17 protein-coding genes are annotated in these 15,710 nt (G+C 70.7%); 4 read left to right on the top strand and 13 right to left on the bottom strand.

Annotated elements, in window-relative coordinates:
• Positions 1-160 precede the first annotated feature (160 nt).
• The 5 genes from EV186_RS37800 to EV186_RS37780 form a co-directional block, all read right to left on the bottom strand.
• A complete protein-coding gene (locus tag EV186_RS37800) occupies positions 161-982 on the bottom strand; it encodes a TrmH family RNA methyltransferase (protein WP_133854369.1) in 822 nt (273 codons plus the stop codon).
• A complete protein-coding gene (gene rplT / locus EV186_RS37795) occupies positions 979-1,371 on the bottom strand; it encodes a 50S ribosomal protein L20 (protein WP_133854368.1) in 393 nt (130 codons plus the stop codon). The genes EV186_RS37800 and rplT overlap by 4 nt, the downstream gene beginning before the upstream one ends.
• Positions 1,372-1,439: 68 nt before the next feature.
• A complete protein-coding gene (rpmI, locus tag EV186_RS37790; RefSeq protein WP_133854367.1) occupies positions 1,440-1,634 on the bottom strand; it encodes a 50S ribosomal protein L35 in 195 nt (64 codons plus the stop codon).
• A 14-nt stretch (positions 1,635-1,648) separates the two neighbouring features.
• On the bottom strand, positions 1,649-2,245 hold the full coding sequence (gene infC / locus EV186_RS37785; RefSeq protein ID WP_166659527.1) for a translation initiation factor IF-3: 597 nt from the start codon (positions 2,243-2,245) through the stop codon (positions 1,649-1,651).
• A 291-nt stretch (positions 2,246-2,536) separates the two neighbouring features.
• Positions 2,537-3,001 carry an SRPBCC family protein gene (locus EV186_RS37780; protein ID WP_133854365.1) on the bottom strand — a complete coding sequence of 155 codons (465 nt, stop codon included), beginning with the start codon at positions 2,999-3,001 and terminating at the stop codon, positions 2,537-2,539.
• Between the two features lie 66 nt (positions 3,002-3,067).
• On the opposite strand from EV186_RS37780, the gene EV186_RS37775 reads away from it, so the two are divergent.
• The gene (locus EV186_RS37775; RefSeq protein WP_133854364.1) at positions 3,068-4,369 is read left to right on the top strand and encodes a hypothetical protein; all 1,302 of its coding nucleotides are present in this window, start codon (positions 3,068-3,070) and stop codon (positions 4,367-4,369) included.
• 373 nt (positions 4,370-4,742) lie between these two features.
• On the opposite strand, the gene uvrA is transcribed toward EV186_RS37775, so the two are convergent.
• Positions 4,743-7,622, bottom strand: a complete 2,880-nt coding sequence (gene uvrA, locus EV186_RS37770) for an excinuclease ABC subunit UvrA (RefSeq protein ID WP_133854363.1) — start codon at positions 7,620-7,622, stop codon at positions 4,743-4,745.
• Between the two features lie 283 nt (positions 7,623-7,905).
• On the opposite strand from uvrA, the gene EV186_RS37765 reads away from it, so the two are divergent.
• From EV186_RS37765 to cspE, 3 genes are all read left to right on the top strand, one after another.
• A complete protein-coding gene (locus EV186_RS37765) occupies positions 7,906-8,691 on the top strand; it encodes a maleylpyruvate isomerase family mycothiol-dependent enzyme (RefSeq protein ID WP_133854362.1) in 786 nt (261 codons plus the stop codon).
• Positions 8,692-8,701: 10 nt separating this feature from the next.
• Positions 8,702-9,379, top strand: a complete 678-nt coding sequence (locus EV186_RS37760; RefSeq protein WP_133854361.1) for an MBL fold metallo-hydrolase — start codon at positions 8,702-8,704, stop codon at positions 9,377-9,379.
• A 240-nt stretch (positions 9,380-9,619) separates the two neighbouring features.
• A complete protein-coding gene (cspE, locus tag EV186_RS37755) occupies positions 9,620-9,823 on the top strand; it encodes a transcription antiterminator/RNA stability regulator CspE (RefSeq protein WP_133854360.1) in 204 nt (67 codons plus the stop codon).
• 22 nt (positions 9,824-9,845) lie between these two features.
• Here the strand turns inward: cspE and EV186_RS37750 are convergent, their stop codons facing one another.
• The 7 genes from EV186_RS37750 to EV186_RS37720 all read right to left on the bottom strand — a co-directional run bounded on the left by EV186_RS37750 (position 9,846) and on the right by EV186_RS37720 (position 15,701).
• On the bottom strand, positions 9,846-11,099 hold the full coding sequence (locus EV186_RS37750) for an MFS transporter (RefSeq protein WP_133854359.1): 1,254 nt from the start codon (positions 11,097-11,099) through the stop codon (positions 9,846-9,848).
• Complete coding sequence (locus EV186_RS37745; RefSeq protein ID WP_243754533.1) at positions 11,090-11,581, bottom strand: MarR family winged helix-turn-helix transcriptional regulator; 492 nt, start codon at positions 11,579-11,581, stop codon at positions 11,090-11,092. Before EV186_RS37745 ends, EV186_RS37750 begins: the two co-directional genes overlap by 10 nt.
• A gap of 19 nt (positions 11,582-11,600) precedes the next feature.
• Positions 11,601-12,074, bottom strand: a complete 474-nt coding sequence (locus tag EV186_RS37740) for a GNAT family N-acetyltransferase (protein ID WP_243754532.1) — start codon at positions 12,072-12,074, stop codon at positions 11,601-11,603.
• Positions 12,075-12,116: 42 nt separating this feature from the next.
• On the bottom strand, positions 12,117-13,643 hold the full coding sequence (locus EV186_RS37735) for an FG-GAP-like repeat-containing protein (RefSeq protein WP_166659526.1): 1,527 nt from the start codon (positions 13,641-13,643) through the stop codon (positions 12,117-12,119).
• A 69-nt stretch (positions 13,644-13,712) separates the two neighbouring features.
• Positions 13,713-14,288, bottom strand: coding sequence for a TIGR03086 family metal-binding protein (locus EV186_RS37730; protein ID WP_133854357.1), 576 nt, complete (start codon positions 14,286-14,288; stop codon positions 13,713-13,715).
• Positions 14,269-14,775 carry a maleylpyruvate isomerase family mycothiol-dependent enzyme gene (locus EV186_RS37725; RefSeq protein ID WP_133854356.1) on the bottom strand — a complete coding sequence of 169 codons (507 nt, stop codon included), beginning with the start codon at positions 14,773-14,775 and terminating at the stop codon, positions 14,269-14,271. Before EV186_RS37725 ends, EV186_RS37730 begins: the two co-directional genes overlap by 20 nt.
• Complete coding sequence (locus tag EV186_RS37720) at positions 14,772-15,701, bottom strand: sigma-70 family RNA polymerase sigma factor (RefSeq protein WP_133854355.1); 930 nt, start codon at positions 15,699-15,701, stop codon at positions 14,772-14,774. Before EV186_RS37720 ends, EV186_RS37725 begins: the two co-directional genes overlap by 4 nt.
• Between the last annotated feature and the right edge of the window lie 9 nt (positions 15,702-15,710).

Raw genomic sequence — 15,710 nt, 5'->3', positions numbered from 1 at the left:
CAGCTCCCGGGGTCCGAGACGACAGTCGGAGCCCGCTCCAGCGCCGAACGCCCGGGCGAGCAGTCCGATCTTAGGCGATCAGGGAGAGCGCTCCTTCACCGCGTTGCCGGTAGCGGAGACCGGGCACCGCGGGACACAGCGGTCGTTCGTGCACCGGCGGCTACCGGCGGCGTTGCACCCGCGCGCTCGCGTAGAGGCACACGGCGGCGGCCGTCGCCAGGTTCAGGCTCTCGGCCCTGCCGTACAAGGGAACGCGCATGACGGCGTCGGTCGCGGCCAGCACGGCATCGGGCAAGCCGTGCGCCTCCGAGCCGAACACCCAGGCGGTCGGCCGGACCAGTTCGTCCTCGGCCTCGTCGAGATCGACGGGCGCGTACCCATCGGCGGCGATTAGTCGCAACCCCGCCGCACGGCACGCGTCCAGCACCGCCTCGACCGATCGGTCTCGTGCGATCGGAAGGTGGAACAGGCTGCCGGTCGATGCGCGCACGGCCTTGCCGTTGTGCGGGTCGACGGTGTCACCGGCGAAGAGGACGGCGTCGGCCCCGGCGGCGTCGGCGACCCTGGTCACGGTGCCCGCGTTGCCGGGGTCGGTCACGCCGACCAGGACGGCCACCAAGCGGGGCGTGCCGTCCAGCGCGGTGGCCAGCGGCTGGTCGAGCAGGTCGCAGACGGCGACAACACCCTGCGGCGTCACCGTCTCGGAGAGCCCGGCGGCGGCCTTGTCGGTGATCACCGAGACCGGGACACCGCGGTCCTCGGCGTCGGCCACGAGTTCCGGGTTCCGTTCCGCGGCCGCCACGGTGACGAACAACTCGTGCACCCGGCCGAACCGCAACGCCTCACGCGCCGCCTGGGCGCCCTCGGCGAGAAACCGGCCTGCCTTGTCCCGGCCCGCACGCCGCGTCAGGTGCCGGGCAGCAGCGACCCGGGGCGTCCGCTCGGTGAACGGATCGACCCCGGGTCGGGTGTGCTTGCTCAGGAAGCCGCCTCGCCGCGCGCCGATTCGCCCTGGGCGTCGGCGTTCGCCTTGGCCACCTCGGCCAGCGCGGTGAACGCGGCCGGGTCGCTCACGGCGAGCTCAGCGAGGATCTTGCGGTCCACCTCGACACCCGCGACACGCAGGCCCTGGATGAACCGGTTGTACGTGATGCCGTTCTGGCGAGCGGCCGCGTTGATGCGGGTGATCCACAGCTGGCGGAAGTCACCCTTGCGGGCGCGACGGTCCCGGTAGGCGTAGTTGAGCGAGTGGAGCATCTGCTCCTTGGCCTTGCGGTACAGCCGCGAGCGCTGACCGCGGTAGCCGCTGGCCAGTTCGAGGGTGGAGCGGCGCTTCTTCTGGGCGTTGACTGCCCGCTTGACGCGTGCCACTGGTCCGTCCTGTCGATCTAGCGGGCGGCGGACCGCCCGGTGTGGTCAGAGAAAACTGAGTGCGAGGCTCAGCGGCCCAGCAGGCGCTTCAAGCGCTTGACGTCGGGAGCGGCCACCTCGGTGGTGCCCTCCAACCGGCGGGTCAGCGAGCTCGGCTTGACCTCGAGGCGGTGGCGGCGCCCGGTCATCTGCCGGCGCAGCTTGCCCTTACCGGTGACCCTGACGCGCTTGGCGGTGCCCTTGTGGGTCTTGTTCTTCGGCATCTCGTCCTCGTCCGTCACTCTTCTTCGGCCGGCACGTCATCGCCGGCCGGCTTGCCCTTGGTGGGCTTCACTTGCTTGTGCGGTGCCAGCACCATGATCATGTTGCGGCCGTCCTGCTTCGGCGACGACTCGACGTAACCGAGCTCGGTCACGTCCTCGGCCAGTCGCTGCAACAGCCGGAAGCCGAGCTCCGGGCGCGACTGCTCGCGGCCACGGAACATGATGGTGACCTTGACCTTGTTGCCCGCCTTGAGGAAGCGGCTGACGTGCCCCTTCTTCGTCTCGTAGTCGTGCGGGTCGATCTTCGGCCGGAGCTTCTGCTCCTTGATCACGGTCAGGTGCTGGTTGCGGCGCGACTCGCGAGCCTTCTGGTCGCTCTCGTACTTGAACTTGCCGTAGTCCATGAGCTTGCAGACCGGCGGGCGCGCCTGCGGGGCGACCTCCACGAGGTCCAGGTCCGCTTCCACGGCAAGCCTGAGGGCGTCCTCTATGCGGACGATCCCGACCTGCTCGCCATTCGGTCCGACAAGCCGGACCTCAGGCACGCGGATGCGGTCGTTGATGCGTGTCTCCGTGCTGATGGGGCCTCCTCCATCCGAGGTTTGCTGCACGTGCTGCCTACGCCACCACCTCTGCCGAAGCGGCGGCGGCTGTGCCAGCCCCGTAACGCACTACGGCCCCGTCGCCTTCCGGCGTACGGGGCCCACACCAAACCGGTCGACGGCGCAACGTGCGCCGCGACGCCCCGGCGCCGCGCACGGGGCGCTTTGCCGAGGGACCGGAACCCTGGTCACCGGGGTGACGTGGGTGGGAGCGGGGGCTCCACTTGCCGCCCCCGCAGCAACAGGGGGCTGGTCGCGCGTTACAGGGTAACAGAGAGTGGAACGCGCCCGAATCGCCGGCTATTCCGGGGCCGGCCGGGCCGCGGCCGCCAGGTGTTTGCGCAGGCCACGCTGGCCGCGCCACATCATCGCACCGTGGTTGGCGACGAACAGCGGGCGGGCGACCGGTCCCATCAGGCGCAGCAGCGGCCTGGTCACCACGACCTCCTGGGCGATCTTCAACCGGGTGCGGCCCTGGTCGGTGTCGACCAGGGCGCCGATGTATCCGACCAGGTCACCGGTGAGGTCGACGCGAAGCCTGCCGTTCGGCGCGTCCTGCACGACCCGGCGCATGTGCAGCCTCAGCCGGTAGGGCAGCACCGCCTGGCACACCACCGCGGCCGTGTCCTCGTCCACTTCGGACACCGAGCGGACGTCCGGCCACCAGGCCGGGTAGCCGGCGAGGTCGACGAGCGCGTCGAACACCGCGCCCGGGGCCGCGGCGATCGACCACACGCTGCGGAAGCGGTACTCGTTGACCGGCACGCTCGCCAGGTTACAGACCGGCAACACCTCTGCGCGCGCGGTGATCGTTGCCTTACCGTGCGCGCGGTGACCGCTCCCTCCCCCACCGCGCGGCCCGCTCCCGGACCGGTGCTCGCCGCCGCGGTCGCCGGAATCGTCGTGCTCGCGTTCGTCGGCGCGCCGCAGTCGGTGAACCTCGTGCTGCTGGTGGGCTTCGACGACCCGCGCGTGGCCGGCAGCCAGTTGCTGATCGGGCTCGCGGGCGCCGTGGGCACCGGGCTCGCGGTGCTGCTGGTGCGGCAGTGGACCTTGGTCGTCGTGTTCGGCGGCCTGCTGGTGACGTTGGCGTACCTGGTGCACCCCGTTGCGCAGCAAGGGCTTCACGTCGAGGTGGTGACCCCGGACCGGCCGGCCAGGACGCCGGACCTCGTGGCGAACTCCGGTTGGGTGGCCTTGCTGGTCGGCGGCGCGGCGATGGTGCTGGTCGGTGTGCTCGGCGCGGCGAGCCAGCTGATGCGCTCGGGCAGCCGGCGCACCGGCGTCGCCGTCGCGGGCATGGCCGCGGCGTCGGGGTACCTGGGATCGCTGCTGGTCGGCTGGCTGCCGACGGGCTCACCGCGGGTCGTGGTGCTGGTCCTCGCGCTGCTCGTGATGGCGGCCGGGGTGGTGGTCGGCCGGGCGAGCGCCGGGCCCGGCTTGCCGCCGCGGACGGTCGTGCTGGCCTGGGTGGCCGCGGTGCTGCCCGTGGTGCCGACGATCACGGTGGCGATCACCGGGGTGACGACGTACCAGTCGGTGGCCGGGATGGTGGTGTGCCTGCTGGTGCTGGCCGGCGCGGTGGCAGCGTGCTTGCTGGCCGGGATGGCGGTGCTGCGGGCCGCGGTGGGAGCCGGGTTGGTGCTGGCGGCACCGGTCCCGTTGCTGGTGCTGATCCTGGCCGGGACCGCCGAGACGACGCCCTTGTGGGCGGCCGCGGTGCCGGCGTTCGTCGTGATGGCGGTGGTCGGGGCAGTGATGCCCCGGCCTGGGGTTTTAGCGGGCGTGATCTTGGAGGCCGCGGTAATCGCCTACCTCGCGGTGGCCGGGATCGACAGCGAGGTCGGCGCCTGGGTGGTCTACGCGCTGGCCGCCGTGGCCGTGACCGCGGCGGTGGCCGCCGGGGCCGGGGTGGCGGATGCGACGTTGCTGCCCGTCTTGCTGCCGATGGTGACGGCGGTGGGCGTGGGGCTGCGGGTGGTGCTGGATTCCATCCAGCTGGACCCGAGCATCAGCGGGTTGAACGCGCTCTTCGGGTCCGGCTCGCTGTGGCTGAGCGTGGCGATGCTGGTGGTGGGGGCTGGATTGCTTGTGGCGCCACGGAGTCGGCGAGTGGCCGTCGCCCGGGTGTGACGGATCCCCGACTCGGCCAACCTGCCGAGCGGATGGACCGGTCATGATCGTCTGGTCGCCGCCATCGCCGGGTGCGACGGAGGCAGTGCCGTCCAGCGGCCGGCACCATCGCCGCACGCTCACCGCCCAGGCGCGCGGACGGCGACTCCACCGTCAGGGGTACTGCGCACGACGCGGATCATCCACAGTGACGTCACGGAATCGACGAAGAACCGGCCCACCGTGTGGCCACTGTGGACCGAATCGTCAGGCTCGGCGCCGGACGGCGCGTAGGTCACTCGCCAACGCCCGGTCACGCAGGCCAGTGCACGACCGTGTGAACAAGGCGGGCCGGCCACAGCCTGGGTGGCCATGGCCGGCGCATGAGTCGACGTCAGGCGGTCGCCGTCACCGGCGCCTCGTCCAGGACCTGGCGGAGGAACTGGCCGGTGTAGCTCTCGTCGAACTCGGCCACGTCTTCCGGGGTGCCTTCGGCGATGACGATGCCGCCGCCGGAGCCGCCCTCGGGGCCCATGTCGATGATCCAGTCCGAGGTCTTGATCACGTCGAGGTTGTGCTCGATGACGATCACGGTGTTGCCCTTGTCGACCAGACCGTTGATCACCAGCAGGAGCTTGCGGATGTCCTCGAAGTGCAGGCCGGTGGTGGGCTCGTCGAGGACGTACACGGTCTTGCCGGTGGAGCGCTTCTGCAGCTCGCTCGCCAGCTTCACGCGCTGCGCCTCACCACCGGACAGCGTCGGCGCCGGCTGGCCCAGCCGCACGTAACCCAGACCCACGTCCACCAGCGTCGCCAGGTGGCGGTGGATGGCCTTGATCGGCTCGAAGAACTCGGCGGCCTCCTCGATCGGCATGTCGAGGACCTCGGAGATCGTCTTGCCCTTGTAGTGGACCTCCAGCGTCTCCCGGTTGTACCGGGCGCCCTTGCAGACCTCGCACGGCACGTAGACGTCCGGCAGGAAGTTCATCTCGATCTTGATCGTGCCGTCGCCCGCGCACGCCTCGCAGCGCCCGCCCTTGACGTTGAACGAGAAGCGACCCGGCTGGTAGCCGCGCACCTTCGCCTCGGTGGTCGACGCGAAGAGCTTGCGGATGTTGTCGAACACGCCCGTGTACGTCGCCGGGTTGGACCGCGGGGTGCGGCCGATCGGCGACTGGTCCACCCGCACCAGCTTGTCGACGTTGCTCAGCCCGTTGACCCGGGTGTGCCGGCCCGGCACCTGACGCGCGCCGTTCAGCTTGTTGGCCAGCACGGTCGCCAGGATGTCGTTGACCAGCGTCGACTTGCCCGACCCGGACACGCCGGTGACCGACACCAGGCAGCCCAGCGGGAACGCCACGTCGATGCCGCGCAGGTTGTGCTCGCGGGCGCCCACGACGGTCAGCAGCCGCTTGCGGTCGACCGGCCGGCGGATGGCGGGCACCGGGATCTGCTTCTTGCGCGACAGGTACTGCCCGGTCATGGACTGCTTGTTGGTCAGCAGCTTCTTCACCGGGCCGCTGTGCACGACCTTGCCGCCGTGCTCGCCCGCACCCGGCCCGATGTCGACCACCCAGTCCGACGCGCGGATGGTGTCCTCGTCGTGCTCGACCACGATCAGCGTGTTGCCCAGGTCGCGCAGCCGGGTCAGCGTCTCGATCAGCCGGTGGTTGTCGCGCTGGTGCAGCCCGATCGACGGCTCGTCCAGCACGTACAGGACGCCGACCAACCCAGACCCGATCTGCGTCGCAAGGCGGATGCGCTGCGCCTCACCGCCGGACAGGGTCGCCGACGCCCGGTCCAGCGACAGGTAGTCCAGGCCCACGTCGAGCAGGAACCGAAGGCGCGCCTGGATTTCCTTGAGCACCGCACCGGCGATCATCGTCTCGCGCTTGCCGAGCCGCAGGCCCTCGAGGAACTCCGAGCACTCGCGGATGGACAGCCCCGACACGTCGGCGATCGACCGCTCGTCCTGGTCCTTGTGCGCGAGCGTGACCGCGAGGATCTCCGGCTTGAGGCGGGTGCCCTGGCAGGCCGGGCACGGCACCTCGCGCATGTAGCCCTCGTACTTGTCCCGCGCGAAGTCGGAGTCGGTCTGCTCGTGGCGCCGCTCGAGGAACGGGATCACGCCCTCGAAGTTGGCGTAGTACGACCGTTCGCGCCCGTAGCGGTTCTTGTAGCGGACGTGGATCTGGTCGTTGACGCCGTGCAGCACGGCCTTCTGCGCCTTGGCCGGCAGCCGCCGCCACGGTGTGTCCATCCGGAAGCCGACCGCCTCGGACAGCGAGCTGAGCAACCGGATGAAGTACTCCGCGGTCTGCCCGCCGGCCCACGGGGCGATCGCGCCGTCGGCCAGCGACAGCTCGTCGTCGGGAACGACCAGCTCGGGGTCGACTTCCTTGCGGATGCCGAGGCCGGTGCAGACCGTGCAGGCGCCGTAGGGCGAGTTGAACGAGAACGACCGGGGCTCGAGGTCCTCGATGGCGAGCGGGTGACCGTTGGGGCAGGCCAGGTTCTCGGAGAAGCCGCGAAACCGGCCCGGGTCGTTCTCGGGCAGGTCGACGAACTCCAGCTCGACCAGGCCGTCGGCCAGGCGCAGCGCGGTCTCCACCGAGTCGGTGAGCCGTTGCTTGGCCGACGACTTCACGGTGAGCCGGTCGATCACGACCGCGATGTCGTGCTTCTCCTGCTTCTTCAGCGTCGGCGGGTCGGTCAGCGAGTGGACCACGCCGTCGACCATCGCGCGCGAATAACCCTGCGACTGCAGCGACGAGAACAGGTCGACGTACTCGCCCTTGCGCCCGCGCACCACCGGCGCGAGCACCTGGAAGCGGACGCCGTCCTCCATGGCGAGGACCTGGTCGACGATCTGCTGCGGCGTCTGCTTGCTGATCGCCTCGCCGCACGTGGGGCAGTGCGGCTTGCCCGCGCGCGCGTAGAGCAGACGCAGGTAGTCGTAGACCTCGGTGATCGTGCCGACGGTGGAGCGCGGGTTGCGGCTGGTCGACTTCTGGTCGATCGACACGGCCGGCGAAAGGCCCTCGATGAAGTCGACGTCGGGCTTGTCCATCTGCCCGAGGAATTGGCGCGCGTACGCGGAGAGCGACTCGACATAGCGGCGCTGGCCCTCGGCGAAGATCGTGTCGAACGCAAGGCTGGACTTGCCGGAGCCCGAGAGGCCGGTGAACACGATCATGCTTTCGCGAGGCAGCTCGATGTCGACGCCACGCAGGTTGTGCTCACGGGCGCCGCGAACGACGAGGCGGTCGGCCACGAGGGTCCCTTCCTTTGATGCGATGTCTGCTATGTCACTGTGCTGATCTTGCAAGGTCCTTGGGGTCGGACGGCCGTTCGCGGCAGCGCGCTGACCAGCCCACGCCCACTGTAGAACCGCCCACCGACAATTCTGTTCCGCTCCCCCGGCGGCCTCGCCCCGACAGGAGGTTTCGGCCGGTAGTGAGATGCGCCTAGGCTGGCTGGTGGGCAGCACGAGGGCAGCACCTCGGTGGGCCGTCCCACCACCATCATGACCACCACGTCGGGGAAGGGTTCAGTTGATGGCTGGTTCCAGCATTTCACCGGGTACGACGCAGCGCCAAAGCGAGATCCCGCCGCAGCGCACGCCGCCCGGCGGTCAGGTCGCCGTGGCCATGAAGGCCGTGCGGATGGGCACGGAACTGCTCACCGACGCGGTGGCCGGCCTCGACGAGGACAGCGGCAAGGCGCCCAGCCTGCTGCCCGGCTGGACCAGAGCGCACGTCATGAGCCACCTCGCCCGCAACGCCGACGCGCTGGTGAACCTGCTGACCTGGGCGCGGACCGGGATCGAACACCAGATGTACGCCAGCAAGGCCGACCGCGACGCCGACATCGAGGAAGGCGCGCAACGGCTCGTGCAGGTGATCAAGGAGGACCTGCTCGCGGCCGGCCAGCGCTTCGAGTTCGCCGTCGGTGCGCTGAGCGACTCCGAGTGGAGCGCGTCCGTCGGGCACCACGCGCTGGGCCAGATCAGCGTGGCCATGGTGCCGATGATGCGGCAGTTCGAGGTCTGCGTGCACATGGTCGACCTCGATCTCGGCATCGGCTTCGACGACCTGCCGCCGGCGCTGGTCGAACCGCTGCTCGGCGCGGCCGCGCGGCCGAACCTCGCCGTCGGCGGTGGTCCGGTGACCACGCTGCGGGTCGAGCTCGCCGACGGCGGGCAGCGCACGTTCGAGTTGATGGCGACCGACCGGGACGGTGAGGTCAGCGGTCCGGCCGGGGCGGCGGTCGGCTGGCTGACCGGGCGCACCAACGGGGCCGGGCTGACCGGGGAACTGCCGGATCTCGCGCCGTGGCGTTAATGTCCGGGGCGTGGACGTAGTCGAGGATTACAACGGTCACGTCGAGCCGGGCGCCGCCGCCGCGCGACGGGTGCTGGACGCGCTGACCATCACGAAGGTGTCCGTCGGGCCGATGGACAACAACGCTTACCTGCTGGTGTGCCGCGAAACCAACGAGGCCCTGCTGATCGACGCGGCGAACGAGCCGCAGCGCCTCTCGGATCTGGTCGGCCACGACCGCCAGCGCCCGGACCTGCGCACGATCGTGACGACGCACCAGCACGCCGACCACTGGCAGGCCCTCGGTGCGGTCGCCGGCCAGTACGGCGCGAACACGATCGCGCACGCCGAAGACGCCGCACCACTGCCCGTTCCGCCGGATCGCCTTGTGGCGCACGGGGATTCGGTGTCGGTCGGGGCGTGCGAGCTGTCGGTGATCCACCTGCGCGGGCACACGCCGGGCTCGATCGCGTTGGTGTACCACGATTCGGGCGGGCACCCGCACCTGTTCACCGGGGATTCGCTGTTCCCGGGCGGGCCGGGAAAGACGTCGGGCCCGGCGAACTTCGCTTCGCTGATGGACGACCTCGAGGCGCGGGTGTTCGGCGAACTGCCGGACGAGACGTGGTTCTACCCGGGCCACGGCGACGACTCGACGCTGGGCGCGGAGCGTCCCAAGCTCGCCGAGTGGCGCGCCCGCGGCTGGTGACCGCGCGCAGGTCAACGAGGTGTTCGCCCGGGTGCCGGGGCGCGCCCGGGCGGCCATCGACCCAGACGTGCTACGCTGACAGCGGTCGTTAGTTTTGTGTTCGTGTTTCAGGCGCGCTCGCGAAACATGTTGCGGGCGTTCGCTGTTCCTCCTGACAGGGTGGGATTGCGACCCCTCGTCGCAAGACCTTGGTTGGCCACGATCCGTGGCGAGCCTGCAGAATCTGTTACAGGAGAAGATATGGCAACCGGCACCGTGAAGTGGTTCAACTCCGAAAAGGGCTTCGGCTTCATCGCGCCCGAGGACGGTAGCGCCGACGTGTTCGTGCACTACTCGGAGATCCAGGGCAACGGCTTCAAGTCGCTCGAGGAGAACCAGCGCGTGCAGTTCGACATCGGCCAGGGCCAGAAGGGCCCGCAGGCCACCGGCGTCAGCATCATCTGACACCGCCAAGAACGACGGCGAGTCACGCCCCCGCGGCGTGGCTCGCCGTTTCTTTTGTGGACGGTTCGCGCAACGGGCGCGTCCCCGCGGCGACCGCCGCCACGGCGAGCACGCACAGCGCACCACCCGAGATCAGCGAGAATGCGCCCGAGGTGGCCCCGGCGACCAGGCCGGCGCGCATGTTCCCGAGGTCGGGACCGGCCTGACCGACGATCTGTTCGGCGGCCACCACCCGGCCCAGCATGGCGTTCGGCGTGTGGTGCTGGACGATGGTGCCCCGCGCGACCACGGCGACCGTGTCGGCGGCACCGGCCAGCACCAGGCAGGCCAGGCACAGCCAGGCGCTCGGCGCCACACCCAGCAACACCATGGACAAGCCCCACGTCGCCGAGCCGGCCAGCATGAACACGCCCGGCCGCGCCGAGCGGGTGAACGTCCCCGAGAACACCGACGCGACGAAGCCGCCGACGGCGATCGCGCTCAGGAACAGCCCCAGCGTCCGCGGGTTCCCGCCGAAGCGTTCCTCGTTGATCAGCGGGAACAGGCTGAGGGGGAACGACAACACCGTCGCGGCCAGATCGGTCAGCAACGCGCCGCGCACAGACGAATGCGAGACCAGGAATCGCAGCCCGTCGCCGATGCCCCGCAGCCCGGGCCGGGACGGCTCGCCCTCGGGACGCATCGACGGCAGGCTGAACGCGCCGTAGAAGGCCATCACGAACGTCAGCGCGTCGACCAGGTAGCAGCCACCCACGCCGAACCAGCCGATGAGCAGGCCACCCACGGCCGGCCCGGCCAGCATCGACGCCTGGAACATGATGCGCTGCAACACCAAGCCGGCGGCCACCTGCTCACGCGGCAGCAGCTTGCTGATGAACGTGCGCGCCGCCGGGCCCGCACCAGCCCAGAAACACGACTGGGCAGCCAGCACGACCAGCAACCCGGCCATCGGCAACGGGCCGAACACCCCTTGCACAGCAAGGACAACCGACCCGGCCGTCATGCCGGTCAACGCGATCAGGTAGACCCGGCGGCGATCCGACCGGTCGACCAGCGACCCGGCGAACAGTCCGAAGGCGACCAGCGGGATCGCCTGCGCCAGGCCCACCGCGCCGGTCCACACCGTGCTGCCGGTCGCCTCCCACACCTGGTACATCACGGCGACCAGCGCGATCTGGCTGCCGAAGCCGGAGAGCGCACGCCCGATCCACAAGCGGCGGAACGGTTTCGAGGTGCGCAGTGGCGTGGTGTCGAGCAGCGCCTTCCTCACTGCCACGCCTCGTCAGCGGCCAGCCGGGCCAGGATGCGGTCGTGGAAGCTCTTGCGCCGCAACGCTTCCTCGATGTCCGCCACGACTCGGGTGAGCGGGTACGGCAGCTCCGCCTCGAGCTCGGCGATGGCGGCCTCGGTCGCCCGCCACTCCGCGGCGAGCCGGTCGATGATCGCGCGCGCCCGGTCGGTGAGCACGACCTCCTTGCTGCGCGCGTCCTTCCCGGCGGTCGTCGCGACGAAACCGGCCTTGCGCATGGCGGCGACCTTCTGGCTGAGCGCGGAATGCGTGCGCCCCACCGACTCGGCCAGCTCCTTGATCGTCATCTGGCCGTGCACGCCGAGCTTGAGCAGCTCCATGACGTAGCTCGGCTTGAGGCCCTCGATCTCGGCCTCTTCGTAGATGCGGGCGATGTCGTTGTCCATGGCGTCCAGCAGCAGGCGCAGTGGTCGCCAGTTGCTCACGTCGGTCGGGTCGGTGAACGTCACAGAGCTAATATAACAGCGCTTACGTATTGCGTGTCCAGCGGAGCTCGCCGTCCTGCCAGACGTCGGTCGGGGCGAGTCCCGCGGCCGCGGCAACGGCGGCGGACGCCTTGTGCTCCGGGTGGATGTGCGCGACGACGGTGCGCACGGGCAGCCACTCGACCAGCGCCGAAGCCGCCTCACCGGCGATGCCGCGCCCCTGCCACGCCGTGCCGACCACCCACGCGATCTCCGCCGTGTCGCCGGAAACCGTCGCCTGGACGTACCCGGTCAAGCAGTCCTCGTCGCGAAGCCGGATGACCCAGTTCAGCCAGGACTCGCCCGGCGTGGAGGGGCCCGCGATCACCCGCTCGTACCGCGAACGCAGTTGTCCGGCCGTGGCCGGCACCCCGCCGATGAACGCGTGCAGCGACGGATCCGCCAGCACCTGGGCCATCTCGTCCGCGTGCTCGACCTGGAGCGGAACCAGGTCGAGCCGCGGAGTCTCGATGAGCACGTGCCGAGTATGGCTCAGTGGCAGGTGATCAGGGCCAGGTGATCAGCGGCAGCTGACGAGCACCACGCTGAGCACGCTGCACGTGCGGCTCGCCGCATCGTTGCCCGCGTTGGGATCGACCGGCGTGCTCGCCGTCCGCTTCGCGGTCACCTGCACGGTGCCGATCGTGAGCCCCACCGGGATCACGAACGTCCTGGTCGCGCTCGCGCCGACGGCGAGCGAGCCGATCGTGCACGTCACCGGGCCGCGCCCCGTGCACCCGGCCCCCGGGTTGGCGGTCATCCCACGCGGCAGCGTCGCGGTCACGGTCGCCGACTGCAGCGGGCCCGGTCCGGCGTTCCGCACGGTCACCGCGTAGTTCAGCGTGGACGACAGCAGCCCGATCTTGGGTGACGCGGTCATCGACACCGCCAGGTCGGCGGCCGGTGGCACCGGCGGCTCGGTCGTGTTGATCAGCACGGAAAGGCCGTTGGCGTCGCGGTTGGTGGTGATCAGGTCCGGGCGGTGGTCGCCGTCGAGGTCGACGGCGTGCACCTCGGTCGGCCGCGCGCCGGTGGGCAGCGTCGCGGCGGTCGTGAACGTGCCGTCGCCATTGCCCAGCACGGCGACGGTGTTGTCGTCGGACGCCGACACCGCGAGGTCGAGGTCGGTGTCGCCGTCGAAGTCGGCCACGGCGACGCCGAACGGCTTCGAGCCGACCGTGCGCGGGATCGACGCGCCGAACGCGCCACCGGCGAGGCCGGGGAGCACGGCGACGGTGCCGTCGCCCCAGTTCGCGGTGGCCAGGTCGACGCGGCCGTCACCGGTGAAGTCACCCGCCGCGATGTCGATCGGGTTGGCGCCGGTCGAGTAGGCGGTCGGCGCGGCGAAGTCGCCGTTGCCAGTCCCTGCGAACACGTACACGGAACTCGTGGCGAAACCGCCGATCGCGATGTCGACGTGGCCGTCGCCATCGAAATCGCGCAGCACGACGCCACGCGAGTAGCTGCCGGTGGACGAGTACTCGGCGTGGACGGCAAGCGATCCGTCCGCCGCGGCCAGCAGCACGGAGATCCCCGCCGAACCACTCGTCACGACATCGGCCCGGCCGTCGCCGTCGACGTCGCCGGCCGCGATCCCCTCGGCGCCACCGGTGACCGAAGTGGACACTGCAGCGGCCAGCGTGCCGTCACCGTTGCCCCGCAACTCGAGCACGGGACCGGCTGTCGCGACCGCCACGTCGACCTTGCCGTCCTTGTCGAAATCGGCCGCGGCGACACCGGTCACCTCCTGGCCGAGGTAGATCCGGACCCGCGTGCCGAGGGATCCGTCGCCGTTGCCGAGGAACACGCTGAGCGCGCTCTCGAAACGGTCGGCGGTGATCACGTCGAGCTTGCCGTCGCCGTTGAGATCCGCGGTCGCGACGGCCTCGGGGTGGTCACCGGTCGGATAGGACACCGCGGGCGCGAAGGTGATGTCCCCGGGCGCTGCGGTCGCGGTCACGGTCGTCGAGACGGAGAGCGCGAGCGCCGCCGCGACCACCGCCCCGGCGCCAACCCACCTGCCGAACCGATCGAATCGCGTTGTCACCCCAGCCATAACGCACCTCCACGCCTGCCGATTACCAACAGGCATCGCCGCGGTGACGGTATTTGTTTCTCAGCCGACGTCGCGGCCGAGCAGTGCGGCGAGCCGGTCCAGCGCCGAAGCCCCTGCTGGAGCGGGCCTCGGCGGAGCGAAAGACCTCCTGCCTTCAGGCACGTCCGCGAGCTTGGCTTCGGTGAACGCATACGCTTGCGCGGCGGTGTCTTCGTCGAAAGCGGGCTGTTGACCCGTTGCCCGTGCCAGGTCCCAGCCGTGCACCAGGAGTTCCACGATCCGCAGGTGCAGCGCGACAATCCCCGGCACGGAGCCGATACCGACGGTCACGATCCGCTCGAGCGCACCCGGCTGTCCGAATGCGACAAGCATGGCGTCGGCCAGGTCGCGGAACGCGGCCACCGGCTTGTCGCCGAGCAGGTCGTCGTCGGCTTCCTTGCGCCACGGGCCCTCCGGCGTCCCGGCGACCGCCGCGGCGAACTGCCGGTTGCCGAACTGCACGTGGTTCGCCACCTGGCGCACCGTCCACTCGGAACACGGCGATGGCAGGGCCCACTGGTCGGCGCCGATCCCAGCAAGCAGTTTCTCGAAATCGCCGACGGCGTCGGTCAGCTGGTCAAGCGGCGGATTCGGCATGGTCGTCCCTTCCCAAGGAGCTGAGCAACCGCCCGGCCGCGGTCGCGGTCGGCGGCGGGGTGGTGGCCGGGGCGAACTCCGGCCGGTCGACCGGCAACCCGGCCGAAAGCAATTGCAGCGCAAGGGTTTCCGGAATCGGATCGATCCGGCCCAGCGCGGTGTTGAGGTCCCAGCCGTGCACGGCGAGCTCCAGCGCCCCGGCCGCGTCGAGCAGGTCGCCGTCGAGCTCGCGGTCGCCGATGCGCACCGGCCCGCGCGGCACGCCACCGGCGGCCAGCAGCCGGGCCCGCGCGAGCACCGGCCCACCGAAGCGCGGCTCGACGTCGACGGCGCCGTCCGCGGCCTCCAGCAACACCGCCGTCGCGTCGCCGAGGTGGGCGAGCAGGTCGCGCACTGTCCACTCGGTACACGGCGTCGGCGCGTCGAGGTCGGCCGGGCGCACGTGTTCGAGGGCCTCGGCCAGGTACTTCGCGGCGGTCTCGATCACGCCAGCACCTCGGCCAGGCCGAACTTGCGGTGCACGGCCGGGTCGGCGAACACGGCGTTGTGCGCGATGCCGCCCGGGGTCACGGTGAACACGTGCAGCGTGTGCATGTGGTAGCGCCCGTCGTCCGTGCGCACGTACGCGGCGAGCGCGGGCTGACCGTTGGCGGCGGCCGGCAGCACGCGCCAGTCCGTGCCCCGCATCGTGAAGACCCGGCGCATGAACCGGCCGTAGTCGACCCGGCCACCGAACCACAGCGGGACCGGCGGCATCTCCATGACCACGTCCTCGGTGAGCAACGCGACCAGCGCGTCCACGTCGGCGCGCTCGAACGCCCGCGCGTAGCGGTCGACGAGGTCGCGGACCTTGGCGTCGTCGGGCTCGGCGGCCTCGTCGGTGATCGGTGTGCCCGCGAGCGTGGCCCGCGCGCGTTGCAGCGCGCTGTTCACCGACGCCGTGCTCGTGTCGAGCAACTCGGCGACCTCGGCCGCGCTGAACTCCAGCACCTCGCGCAGCACCAGCACGGCCCGCTGCTTCGGCGGCAGCAACTGCAGCGCCGCGACCAGCGCGATGCGCAGCGTGCCGCGCCGGACCGCCCGCGCCGCCGGGTCGATCACCGCGTCCGGGATCGGCTCGAGCCACGGGATCTCGAAGTTGGGCACGAGCGGGGTCTCCGGGTCGTCGCCGGGGCCGCCGAGCCCAGTCGGCAGCGGCCGCCGAGCCCGGCCCTCCAACGCCGTCAGGCAGGCGTTCGTGGCGATCTTGTACAGCCAGGTCCGCACGGACGCGCGCTGCTCGTCGTAGCGCTCGCGGTTGCGCCACGCCCGCACCATGGTCTCCTGCACGAGGTCCTCGGCCTCGTGCACCGAGCCGAGCATCCGGTAGCAGTGCGCGGTCAGCTCGGTGCGGTACTCGTCGAGATCCTGCACAGGATTCCC

Source organism: Labedaea rhizosphaerae (assembly GCF_004362825.1).
Classification (GTDB): Bacteria; Actinomycetota; Actinomycetes; order Mycobacteriales; family Pseudonocardiaceae; genus Labedaea; species Labedaea rhizosphaerae.
Note: the sequence above shows the minus strand (reverse complement) of the source record. Positions and strands in the feature narration are given on the sequence as shown.

Bases quoted from the DNA above. Each gene is read 5' to 3' on its own strand.
- EV186_RS37730 (WP_133854357.1), bottom strand. From the start codon at position 14,288: ATGCCGAATCCGCCGCTTGACCAGCTGACCGACGCCGTCGGCGATTTC.
- cspE (WP_133854360.1), top strand. From the start codon at position 9,620: ATGGCAACCGGCACCGTGAAGTGGTTCAACTCCGAAAAGGGCTTCGGC.
- rpmI (WP_133854367.1), bottom strand. From the start codon at position 1,634: ATGCCGAAGAACAAGACCCACAAGGGCACCGCCAAGCGCGTCAGGGTC.
- EV186_RS37765 (WP_133854362.1), top strand. From the start codon at position 7,906: ATGGCTGGTTCCAGCATTTCACCGGGTACGACGCAGCGCCAAAGCGAG.